Annotated in this window: 8 protein-coding genes; 2 read left to right on the top strand and 6 right to left on the bottom strand. The window is 61.3% G+C overall.

Translation table 11 applies throughout. The features are described 5' to 3' along the window. Position 1 precedes the first annotated feature (1 nt). Both IB254_RS20350 and lpxH read left to right on the top strand, forming a co-directional pair. Complete coding sequence (locus tag IB254_RS20350) at positions 2 to 505, top strand: peptidylprolyl isomerase (RefSeq protein WP_008032775.1); 504 nt, start codon at positions 2 to 4, stop codon at positions 503 to 505. Further along, the gene (lpxH, locus tag IB254_RS20345; protein WP_192419085.1) at positions 502 to 1,254 is read left to right on the top strand and encodes a UDP-2,3-diacylglucosamine diphosphatase; all 753 of its coding nucleotides are present in this window, start codon (positions 502 to 504) and stop codon (positions 1,252 to 1,254) included. Before IB254_RS20350 ends, lpxH begins: the two co-directional genes overlap by 4 nt. Positions 1,255 to 1,376: 122 nt before the next feature. Here lpxH and IB254_RS20340 read toward each other — a convergent pair whose 3' ends face one another. The 6 genes from IB254_RS20340 to IB254_RS20315 form a co-directional block, all read right to left on the bottom strand. Continuing rightward, positions 1,377 to 2,906, bottom strand: a complete 1,530-nt coding sequence (locus IB254_RS20340) for a DHA2 family efflux MFS transporter permease subunit (protein WP_008032779.1) — start codon at positions 2,904 to 2,906, stop codon at positions 1,377 to 1,379. A gap of 154 nt (positions 2,907 to 3,060) precedes the next feature. Then, the gene (locus IB254_RS20335) at positions 3,061 to 4,263 is read right to left on the bottom strand and encodes an efflux RND transporter periplasmic adaptor subunit (protein WP_192419083.1); all 1,203 of its coding nucleotides are present in this window, start codon (positions 4,261 to 4,263) and stop codon (positions 3,061 to 3,063) included. Between the two features lie 15 nt (positions 4,264 to 4,278). Continuing rightward, entirely contained in the window at positions 4,279 to 5,748 is a 1,470-nt protein-coding gene (locus IB254_RS20330) for an efflux transporter outer membrane subunit (RefSeq protein WP_192419082.1), read from the bottom strand. Further along, complete coding sequence (locus tag IB254_RS20325; RefSeq protein WP_192419081.1) at positions 5,745 to 6,218, bottom strand: MarR family winged helix-turn-helix transcriptional regulator; 474 nt, start codon at positions 6,216 to 6,218, stop codon at positions 5,745 to 5,747. Before IB254_RS20325 ends, IB254_RS20330 begins: the two co-directional genes overlap by 4 nt. Before the next feature lie 245 nt (positions 6,219 to 6,463). Continuing rightward, positions 6,464 to 10,132, bottom strand: coding sequence for a translocation/assembly module TamB domain-containing protein (locus tag IB254_RS20320; RefSeq protein ID WP_192419080.1), 3,669 nt, complete (start codon positions 10,130 to 10,132; stop codon positions 6,464 to 6,466). Next, entirely contained in the window at positions 10,129 to 11,856 is a 1,728-nt protein-coding gene (locus IB254_RS20315) for an autotransporter assembly complex protein TamA (protein ID WP_192419079.1), read from the bottom strand. The genes IB254_RS20320 and IB254_RS20315 overlap by 4 nt, the downstream gene beginning before the upstream one ends. Between the last annotated feature and the right edge of the window lie 27 nt (positions 11,857 to 11,883).

The raw sequence follows: 11,883 nt of genomic DNA, 5'->3' as shown, positions 1-11,883 counted from the left end.
CATGACCCAAGTCAAACTGACCACCAACCACGGCGACATCGTCCTGGAACTGAACGCTGAGAAAGCCCCGATCACCGTGGCCAACTTCATCGAGTACGTTAAAGCCGGTCACTACGAAAACACTGTTTTCCACCGCGTCATCGGTAACTTCATGATCCAGGGCGGCGGTTTCGAGCCAGGCATGAAAGAAAAGAAAGACAAGCGCCCAAGCATCCAGAACGAAGCCGACAACGGTCTTTCCAACGACAAATACACCGTCGCCATGGCCCGCACCATGGAGCCACATTCGGCTTCCGCCCAGTTCTTCATCAACGTCGCTGACAACAGCTTCCTGAACCACAGCGGCAAGAACGTTCAGGGCTGGGGCTACGCAGTGTTCGGCAAAGTGACCGCCGGTACCGACGTTGTCGACAAGATCAAAGGCGTGTCCACCACCTCCAAGGCCGGCCACCAGGACGTACCAGCAGACGACGTGATCATCGAGAAAGCCGAGATCATTGAGTGATATTGCTGATTTCAGACTTGCATCTGGAAGAGGAGCGCCCGGACATCACCCGGGCGTTTCTGGATTTGCTCGCCGGACGCGCCCGCTCGGCGAGTGCGTTGTACATCCTCGGCGACTTTTTCGAAGCGTGGATTGGCGACGATGCCATGACGCCCTTCCAGCGTTCCATCTGCCAGGCCCTGCGCGACCTCAGCGACAGCGGCACGGCGATTTTTCTGATGCATGGCAATCGTGACTTCATGCTCGGCCAGGCCTTTTGCAAACAGGCCGGTTGTACGCTGTTGAAGGACCCGAGTGTCGTGCAATTCAACGGCGAGCCGGTGCTCTTGATGCACGGCGACAGCCTCTGCACCCGCGACGAGGCTTACATGAAGCTGCGTCGTTACCTGCGCAACCCGATCACCCTGTTCATCCTGCGCCACTTGCCGTTGCGCACCCGCCATAAACTGGCGCGCAAACTGCGCAGCGAAAGCCGTGCGCAGACGCGGATGAAGGCCAATGACATTGTCGATGTCACGCCGGACGAAGTGCCACGGGTGATGCAGGCCTATGGCGTGAAAACCTTGATCCACGGGCACACCCATCGCCCGGCCATCCACAAGTTGCAGATTGGAGAGCAAGCGGCCAAGCGCATTGTGCTGGGGGATTGGGATCGCCAAGGGTGGGCGTTGCAGGTGGATGAGAGCGGGTTTGCGTTGGCGCCGTTCGACTTCACCCCGCCGCCACAACTCGCAGCCCCCACAATCTAACTGCCCAACACAAAACCCTGTAGGAGCCGGCTTGCTGGCGATAGCGGTTCATCATTCAACAACTTTATTGACTGAAAAACCGCTATCGCCAGCAAGCCGGCTCCTACAGGATTGCGTTTGGCTTAATGGCCGGAGGCAGCAGGGCCTGCTTTAGCGGCAAACGGCGGTTTCGCCAGCCACACCAGCACGATCAACCCCATGAACGCCCACCCCAGCAGCGTGAAGTAATCCACGGTGGAGAGCATGTACGCCTGACTGGTCAGCACATGATCGAGCTGCGCATACGCCGGGTTGTTCGCGCCGCCCAGCGCATTCAGGGCCTCGCGGGTCGCCGGTTCGTAGGTGCTGATGCTCTCGCTCATGTACGCGTGATGCTGATCCGCCCGGCGAATCCAGATCCACGTGGTCAACGACGCCGCAAAACTGCCGCCCAGGGTCCGCAGGAACGTCGCAAGGCCCGCGCCATCGGCGATCTGGCTCGGTGGCAGGTCCGACATCAGAATGCTCAGGGTCGGCATGAAGAACAGCGCCACGCCAATGCCCATGAACAACTGCACCAGGGCGATGTGCTGGAAGTCCACTTCGTTGGTGAACCCGGCGCGCATGAAGCAGCTGAGGCCAATCGCCAGGAACGCCAGACCCGCCAATAACCGCAGGTCGAACTTGTGCGCGTACTTGCCGACAAACGGCGAGAGGATCACCGGCAGAATCCCGATCGGCGCCACCGCCAGCCCGGCCCACGTTGCCGTGTAGCCCATCTGCGTTTGCAGCCATTGCGGCAGGATCAGGTTGATGCCGAAGAACCCGGCGTAACCCAACACCAGCACAATCGTACCGATGCGGAAGTTGCGATACGCGAACAAGCGCAGGTTGACCACCGGGTGTTTGTCGGTCATTTCCCAGATCACGAACACCGCCAGCGCAATCGCGGAAATGGCCGCGCCGATGAGGATGAAATTCGATTCGAACCAGTCGAGGTCGTTGCCCTTGTCGAGGATCACCTGCAACGCGCCGACACCGATGATCAACGTGATCAGACCGACGTAATCCATTGGCTGATAACTGGTCACCACCGGCCGCGCCTTGAGCTGCGAACGCACCACCATCACCGCGAAAACCCCGATTGGCACGTTGATGAAGAAGATCCACGGCCAGCTATAACTGTCGGTAATCCAGCCGCCCAGAATCGGCCCGGCAATCGGCGCCACCACCGTGACCATCGCCAGCAACGCCAGGGCCATGCCGCGCCTGGCGGGGGGATAGACCGCGATCAGCAGCGTCTGGGTCATCGGGTACAACGGCCCGGCCACCAGACCTTGCAACACCCGAAAGCCAATCAGCTCCGGCATCGAAGTGGAGATACCGCAGAGAAACGAAGCCAGCACAAACAGGATCGTCGCCCACAGAAACAGTTTCACTTCGCCAAAGCGCCGACTGAGCCAGCCAGTCAGCGGCAGCGCAATCGCATTGCTCACCGCAAACGAGGTGATCACCCAAGTGCCCTGCTCCGAACTCACGCCCAGGTTGCCGGAAATCGTCGGCAACGCCACGTTGGCGATGGTGGTGTCGAGCACTTGCATGAAGGTCGCCAGCGACAGGCCGATGGTGCTGAGCAGCAGGCTGGGCGGGGTGAAAGACGCGTTATTGCTCATCGCGAATCCTTTGAAACCTGATGGGCGCTGCGCCCATTAAAGGCGCAGCTGACCTTGTAGGAGCGAGCCTGCTCGCGATAGCGGTGGCTCATTCAACAATGATGTTGAATGTTAATCCGCCATCGCGAGCAAGCCCGCTCCCACAGGGTCGGTGTCAGCGTTGCGCGGTTTTGCTGACCGCTGCGCTGTTGTCGTGGATCAATTGCGTGATCATCGCGTCGGCCTCGGCCAACTGACGGTCGTAGACGCTGGTGCTGAACGAAGCCTTTTGCGGCGGCTGTTGCGCCAGCACCGGGCCGCTCTGGTCGCGCAGGTTCACGTCAACCTGAGTCGACAGACCCACGCGCAACGGGTGCTTGGCCAGTTCTTCGGCGTTGATATGAATCCGCACCGGTACACGCTGGACGATCTTGATCCAGTTACCGGTGGCGTTCTGCGCCGGCAGCAGGGCAAACGCGCTGCCGGTGCCAGCGCCGAGGCTGTCGATGGTGCCGCTGAATTTCACGTCGCTGCCGTACAGGTCTGCCTGGATATCCACCGGTTGGCCAATGCGCATGTCGCGCAACTGGGTTTCCTTGAAGTTGGCGTCGATCCACAACTGATCCAGCGGGATCACCGCCATCAGCGCGGTGCCCGGCTGGACCCGTTGACCGAGTTGTACCGAGCGCTTGGCGACGTAACCGGTCACCGGTGCAATCAGAGTGCTGCGGGAATGGTTCAGGTACGCCTGGCGCAGTTGCGCGGCGGCCGACATCACGTCCGGGTGCGACGACACCACGGTGTCATCCACCAGGGCGCTGGTGGTTTTCAGTTGCTGTTTGGCGTTGGCCAGGGCGTTTTGCGCCGAGATCAGGTCATCGCGAGCGTGGGACAGTTCTTCCTGGGAAATCGCCCCGCCCGCCGCGAGATTTTTCCGGCGATTGAAGTTGTCCTGAGCCTTCTGCACTTCCGCCTGCTGGGCGTTGACCTGGGCTTTCATGCCGTCGACGTTGCTGTACAAGCCGCGTACCTGACGCACGGTGCGCGCCAGGTTGGCCTGAGCACTTTGCAGACCGACTTCGGCGTCGTTCGGGTCGAAATTCACCAGCACCTGGCCTTCATGGACCAGGTCGCCGTCATCAGCGCCGATGCTCACGACGGTGCCGGTGACCAGCGGAGTGATTTCCACCACGTTGCCGTTCACATAGGCGTCGTCGGTGCTTTCGTTCCAGCGCCCGTAGAATTCGTGATAACCCCAGACGCCGACACCGGCGAGGATCACCACGATGGCCAGGAGCACCAGCATGACTTTGCGTTTGCGCGGATTGCTGGTGTCCTGCGGGTTGCCGGAGGTTTGTGTGTTTTGTGCAGTGGCCATGACCATTACCTTGAATTAGTTGTGCTGCGTGGCTGGAGTTGCGTTGGCCGCGGCCAGGGTTTCGCCCTGAAAACCGCCGCCCAGCGCCTGCATCAGTTGGATCGACAGGTCAATCTGCTCGGCATTCAGGTTGGCCAGCTGACGCTGGGCCTGGAGCAATTGCTGCTCGATGCTGAGCACGTCCAGGTAGTTGCCGATGCCGGAACCGTACCGCTGGACCACGGTGTTGTAAGAATCCTGGGCAATGTCGGTGGCGTGCTGCTGAGCGCCGATCTGCCGGCCGATGTCACGCAACTGGTTGATGGTGTCACTGACATCACCGAGGGCTTTCACCAGGCTTTTGTTGTACTGCGCAACGGCGAGGTCGTAATCGGCGTCGCGGGCATCGAGGTCGGCGCGCAGGCGGCCGCCGTCGAAAATCGGCAGGGAAATGGTCGGTGCGATGTTGAAGAAACGACTCGCCGAACCGAACATCGCGTCGCCCAGCAACGATTCGGCACCGGCCGCCGCGCTGAGGTTCAGGTTGGGATAGAACCGGGTCTTGCCGGCGTCGATGTTCTTGCTCGCCGCCTCGACCCGCCAGCGTGCGGCCACCAGATCGGGACGACGACCGAGCAACTCGGCGGGCAGGACCGACGGCAATGCGACGGCGCTGGCCTGAAGAATCTTCGGCCGGGCGATTTCGTTGCCGCGATCCGGGCCTTTGCCAAGCAAGACCGCCAAGGCGATTCTCGCGCTTTGCAGGCGTTTCTCGGCGTCGATCAGGCTGGCTTCAGACGTGGCTTCCAAGCTTTCGGTTTGCTGGAACTGGTACTGGCTGTCGATCCCTGAGCTCAGGCGACGCTGGCTCAGGTCGAGCATCTGCTTGGTGCGCTTGAGGTCTTCGTTGGCCAGGTCATAAACGATGTGTGCCTGCCCCAGATCGCTGTAGGCGCGGGCGACGTCGGCAGACAACGTCAGTTGCGCGGCCTGTTGATCGACTTCAGCAGCGCGGGCTTGGCCCAACGCAGCTTCCCAGGCGTCGCGCTGACCGCCCCAGAGGTCGAAGTTGTAGTTGAAGCTGGCACCGATGTTACGCACGGTGGAGTAGGCATCGCCCTCGCCCCTCGGGTCTTGATCCCGGGCCAGACGCGAACGGCTGACGCCGGCGCTGGCATCGAGGGTCGGCATCCGCGCAGCGTCGGCGGCATACGCGGCGGCGCTGGCCTGATGGGCGCGGGCGTCGGCGATCTGCATGTCGGGGCTGTCGTGCAGGGCTTCGCGAATCAGGCCGTCGAGCTGCGGGTCGCCGAGGCTTTTCCACCAGTCGCTTTTCGGCCAGGCCGCAGGCGACAGGGTCACGCCGCTGAGGGATTGCCCGGCCTTGAGGTCTTTCGCATCGAGGCTTTTGCCTTCGGTGGTCAGGCCACTGTAGCTGGCGCATCCGGCCAGGGTCATGGCCGCGAGCACCAGGCTCAGGCCGGCACGCAGGGTTTTGCTGCTCATTTGTCACCTACCCGCAGCAGCGTGATCGAGTCACCGGCTGCCACCAAAATTTTCTTCAGGATCTGTTCCAGGGTTTTCAGCTCATCCGGAGTGATCGCGCCGGCCAGTTCGTTCATCGCGTCGGCGCCGATCACCGGCAAGCGGTCAGCCAACTGCTGGCCTTGCTCAGTCAACACAAGCTGCACCTGACGGCGGTCCGCTTCGGAGCGTTGGCGGGCGAGGAAACCTTTCTGCTCCAGACGATCGAGCATGCGGGTCATCGAGCCACTGTCGAGTGACAGGTGCCGGCACAGCTCGGCCGGGGTATCGACGCCGAACTGGGCCATGATGATCAGCACTTTGAACTGCGCGGCGGTGATGCCGTGGGGTTCCATGTGCGTGTCGATGATCCGGTCCTTGAGCAGCGCGGCGCGCCCGAGCAGGAGACCGAGATGGCAGTTCTTGAATTCGTCCGGGGTGAAATGTTTCATCTGACCACCAATTAGCTGCCTAGGCAGAGAATGTATGTCGAGATGTTACTGCCTAGGCAGCCAATGTCAACGCAATAGTTAGGTTGCTTTGTATTTGATGGATAAATGGTGCGGATTTTTGTGGTGAACACGCTGACGCCATCGCGAGCAGGCTCGCTCCCACATTGGTTCTGCGGTGTACACAAATCCACTGTGGGAGCGAGCCTGCTCGCGATGGCAGCAACTCGGTTTGGAGAGGACGGGGTCTAGAAATCCCGCTTGTAAAAGATATCCAGCGAACTGGCCACGCCACCCGCCGCTTCGAGGTACACCTTCTTGCTCAGCTTGTAGCGCAAGGCAATGGTGTTGGCCGGCTCAAACACGCCAACGCCATATCGCAGGCTGAGCTTCTCGGAGATATTGCCGCTGGCGACCACACTCGTCGTATTGCCGCTGCCCTCGGTATCGAGCTGGAAATCCTGAATCCCCAGATCGCTGGCCAGTTTGCCGGTCACCCCGGCACTGCCCATCAGGCCCAACCCCAGCGCGGCCTGCGCCAGCATGTTGTTGTCTTCACCGGTGGTGCTCAGCGGACGCCCGAGCACCAGATAGGACAAGGCCTGTTCCTGGCTCATCGCCGGTTCGGAGAAGATCTGCGTGGCCGGCTGCTCGGCGCTGCCGCTCAGGCGAATACCGGCGATGACGTCGTCGGTCTGGCGAATCGCCTCGATGTCCAGGTACGGCTGATCGATCGGGCCGGCAAACAGCAAGCGCGCCCGGCGCACTGTCAGCCGCTGGCCGTAGGCCCGATAACGCCCGTCGTTGAGCCACAGCTCGCCGCGGGTGTCCATGTTGTCACCGATGTGCACGTGCCCTTGCAGGTTGGCGGTCAGGCCAAACCCGGCGAAGCTGAGTTTGTCTTCGCCGACCGCCACGTCGATGTCCATTTTCATCGCCAGCGGCGGTTTGCCCTCTTCGGTCTGCGCGCCAATGATTACCGTGTCATCAGAGACCTTGACCGTCGACGGCGGCAACTCGCGCACGGTGATTTCGCCTTTCGGCACCAGCACTTTGCCAGCGATGGCCAGTTCGTCGCCCTTCATCGAAATCTTCAAGTCCGGCGCCACTTCGAGCTTGGCGTACGGTTCGACAGTGACCGGCAATTGCGTGCCTTTGAGCGCCAGGTCCACCACCAGCGCCTGCCCCCAGGCGATGCTGCCGGTCAAGCTTCCCTGCCCGCTCTTGCCGCTTTTCCAGCCACCGTTCAACTGCACGGTTTCGCCGGCGATCAGCGCTTGAAGCTGCAACGCTTCAAGGTCCATCGGCAATTCAGGACCGGAAATCTCGCCGTCGCTGAGCAACAGATTGCCGTTGACCAAAGGCGCCAGCAGACCACCGGAAATCGTGCCGCTGCCATTCAGGCGTCCGGTGAGCTTCTCGACCATCGGCACAAACGGTCGCGCCACGGACAGGTCGAGGCCATTGAGGCGGAACGCGCCGGTCAGCGGCTTGTTCTTCGGCAATGGATTGATCTGCGCCTGCACACTCAATTCGCCGAGCTTGCCGCCGACGAAATTGAGGTCGGTGTCGATGCGCTTGGGCGTGAGTTTGCTGGTGAGTTTCAGGGTCTGGTAGGGGAAGTCCAGCCACTGATCCTTTTCCTTGATGCGCAGGGTGCCGCCGCTGGCATCGAGGCTGATCTGGCCGTTCGGGCCGCTGGCCGGCAGATCCAGTTGCAGATCGGCGTTGAGCCGGCCCTTCCAGGCGAAATCCTTCGGCAGCCATTGCGCAAGGCTTTCAATCGGGAATTGCTTGAGGTGATAACGCAACTTCGGTTCCGGCATCAGGCGCTGGTCTTCACCGCACAGACTGGCCGGGCCGGACATCCAGCAATGGGCACCGAAGTTGATTTTGCCGTCCGCCAGCCGTTCGAGTTTCGCCGGGTTTTGCAGCTTCCAGTCCTGGCCACCGGCCTGAATGTCACCGCTGGCCAAACGTCCACGCCAGTTGCCTTTGTCCAGATTGCCGTCGAGGCCCAGGGCCAGTTTCAATTGCGGGCCTTGCAGGTCGAGCGTCAGTTTCTGGTTTTTGATATCGCCCTGACCGCTGGCCGTCAGCGTGCCCAGCGACGTGTCGCCGGCCTGAATGCCCGAGCCCTTGAAATCGATTTTCGCCCGTTGCGCACTGTCGAGGGTCGCGTCGAGGTTCAGGCTTTGCAGGCGATTGTCTTCGAACGCCAGTTGCGTGCCTTGCAGCCCGAGCTTGCCTTGCGGCGCCTTGAGCGTGCCGGCGACATCGACGCGACCATTGAGCTGGCCGCGCAGTTGCGGCCACAGCTGCGCCAGGCGCGACAGCTTGATGTCGATCTGGCCGGCGAGTTTCTGTTGCAGGCTGCCCTTGCCGGTGATGCTGTTGTCACCGAGGCGGATTTGCAGCGCGCTGAGGTTCCATTGCTCGCCACTGCCATCGGCCTTGGCTTGCAGGATGGCCGGCTGGCCACGCAGTTTGCCCTTCAGATCGAGGTCCGCGTTCAGGCTGAGTTTTTCATTCTTCATCTCGCCTTTGCTGCGCAACGGTCCCGCCAGGGTGCCCGGCAATTCCGCGACCCAATACGCCGGGTTGATCGCCGACAGGTCCAGCGCGGTGTCCCAGGCAATGCCATCGGCAAATTGCAGGTTCAGGTGGCCTTCGGCCTTGCCCTGCCCGGCTTCGAGCTGGATTTGTTGCAGGTAGATTTTCGTCAGGTCGCCGGCGAACGGGCTACTCAGGCTGAACGCCCCGGCCGGGCCATCCAGCGCAGCCTTGAAGTTGCCGAGGTATTTGCCGTCGGTGTAGGAGACTTCGCCGTTGAAGCTGCGCAACGCCACTTCAGGTTCGTCGATCAGCGGATAGAGCCGGTGCCAGGGGAAATCCAGCCAGTCGATTTTCGCGGTGGCGTTCAGGCCTTTAGTCCAGTCCAGAACGCCAGTGAGTTTGAGACTTTGCTTGTCGTTGGCGGTCAGGTCCAGCGCGGCGATCTGCGCGCCGTTGGCGTCGACTTTGCCTTGCAGCATCAGTGCAACCGGGCCTTGCTCAGCGGGCAGCGTGGCGTTGCCGCGCAACTGGTAGCCGTTTTTCAGGTCGCCGTCGCCGGTCAGTTCAAGCTGATTGAGTTGCAGGGTGTCCGGCAGGTCCGCACTGGGTTTGAAGCCATCGGCAACGATCCGCACCTTGGCCGGCAGGTTATCCACCAGCGGCTGCAACTCGCCGGTCAGTTGGCCGTTCAGGTAACCGCTGCTGTCGGCGGTGAGCTTCAGGGTTTTCAGCAGGTCGCCGTTGATTTTCAGCGTCAGCGCCCAGGGCTCGGGCGCCGGCAGGGTCAGTTTGCCTTCAGCCTTGAGCGGCCAGTTGCCGCTGGGTTGCAGGAGGCCGGACAGGTTCAGGCTGAGGTCGTCTCGTTGCAATTGCACGGAGTCGATCTGCATCCCCTGCTCGGTCCAGTGCGCCGCCAGTTGCAGGCCTTTGAGTTCTTCGCTGCCGTTGAACAGCAAGCTGCCGACCTGCACGTCGCCCAGCTCGATAGCCAGTGGCAATTTCAGATCCGGCAAGGTGATCGGTCCGCTGCTCTGCTCTTCAGGACCCGGTGGAAATTGCAGGCTGACCTGATCGGTTTTCAGTTGCTCGATACACAGGGTCATGCGCGTCAGGCATAACGGCGACCAGGCGAAAATCACCTTGCTCAGCTCAACCCGGCTGGTGTCCTGCTGCCAGACCAGATGATCGGCGCTCCACTGGCCGCCCAGACGGCCCTGGAAATTCTCGACCACCAAACCCGGCACAAAGCCGAGCGCCCAGCGGCTGCCCGTCGCGGTGCCCAGCACCGTGGTCACGGCCAGCAGCACCAGCATCAGCAGCGCCAGAATCGTCAGCAGCGTTACTTTCAAACCACGCTTCACAGCTCAGGCCCCATGGAAAAGTGCAGTCGTATGCCGCCGTCGTCGTCCATCGCATGGGCCAGGTCGAGGCGAATCGGCCCCACCGGTGACACCCAGCGCACGCCGATACCGACGCCGGTCTTGAGGTCGGGCAGTTCGAGTTTGTTGAAGGAGTTGCCCTGGTCGACGAACGTTGCGACCCGCCATTTTTCGGCGATGGAATATTGATACTCGACGCTGCCGGCAATCATGTAGCGGCCACCGATGCGGTCGCCGTCGGAGTTTTCCGGGGACAGGCTCTGGTAGTCGTAACCGCGCACGCTCTGATCGCCACCGGCGAAGAAGCGCAGCGACGGCGGCACCGATTTGTAGCCATTGGTGGCACTGCCACCCACCTGCACACGACCGAGGAAACGGTGTTTATCAAAGACTGTGGTCAGGCCTTTGACCAGCGCGGTGCCGTAAAGCAGGTTGTTGTCGGAACCCAAGCCTTCCTTGGCCACTTTGGTTTCGAACTGCAGTCGATAGCCGTTGTGCGGGTCGATGCGGTTGTCGCTTTTCAGGTAGGAATAGCTGACGCCGGGCATCAGCAGATTGCTCAGCCCCGAGTCATCGCCGAGTCGATATTCTTCGCGCTGCCATTTCAGCGACACCACCCGCTGCCAGCCGCTGGGCAACTTGCTGTGCCATTCGGGGCCCAGGGTCAGCAGTTTGCTCAGGCTGTCCTTGTCGGCGATTTCTTCGCTCTGATAACCACCGGCGAAACGCAGTTTGTCGGTCAGCGGCGGGTCCAGCGGAATGTCATAGAACAGCCCGACGTTTTGCCGTGGCGCCGAGACTTCGGTTTCCCAGCCATAGCTGTGGCCTTGAGGGTTGACCCAGTGCCGGGTCCAGTTGGCCTTGACCCGTGGGCCGACGTCTGTGGAATAGCCCAGGCCGAGGCCCATGGTCCGTGGCTTGCGGGTGTCGAGCTTGACATCCACCGGGATCACATCGTTCTTGGACGCCGTCGGCGCGGCGTCGACGCGCACGCCTTCGAAGTACCCGCTTGCCTGCAGATTCTGATTCAGTTCGGCGATCAGTTCGGAGTCATAGGGCTCACCCGCCTTGAACGGCACCATGCGTTGCAGCAACTCTTCGTCGAACGGCGTATCGCCTTCGAAACTGACTTTACCCAAGGTGTAACGCGGGCCGCTTTCGTAGATCAGTTCGATGTCGGCAACGCCGGCTCGCGGGTCGACCGCCAGTTTCTGCCGGGTGAAATAACCACTGAAGAAACCGTAACGCGAGGCCTGGTTCTGGATCAGCCGCTTGGCGTCTTCGTAGCGGCCATGATTGAGCACCGCGCCGGTTTTCAGCGCATTGCTTTTGGGCACACGAAAGGTTTTGAGGGAGGCCGCAGGGCCATCGATGCGAATAGTTACATTGCGCAAATGCACAGGCTCGCCGGGATCGATGTTCATGATCAGGCGCGGTGTCTTGCCGCCCTTCACGTCCGTGTCGATCTGTGGCTGGTAATAACCCAAGGCCTGGGCGGCTTTGCGCGCCTGTTCTTCGGCGCCACGACTGAAGCGCAACAAGGCCTCTTCGTCACGATCGCCTAGGCTGCCAATATAGCCCTCTATATTGGCCTTCAGTTCATCGTTGGACGGTTTGATCCGCACATCCAATTCACTTTGGGCCAGCGCCGCGCAGCTGGTGATCAGCATCAGCACGCCGCTGGTAATTCTTCCTGGAAACTTCATAGGCGCGGATGCTATCACGAGCGTGGG

This window comes from Pseudomonas sp. PDM03 (genome assembly GCF_014852385.1).
In the GTDB taxonomy this organism is placed as follows: domain Bacteria; phylum Pseudomonadota; class Gammaproteobacteria; order Pseudomonadales; family Pseudomonadaceae; genus Aquipseudomonas; species Aquipseudomonas migulae.
The sequence above is the reverse complement of the archived record's forward strand: the minus strand, read 5'-3'. Positions and strand labels throughout refer to the sequence as shown.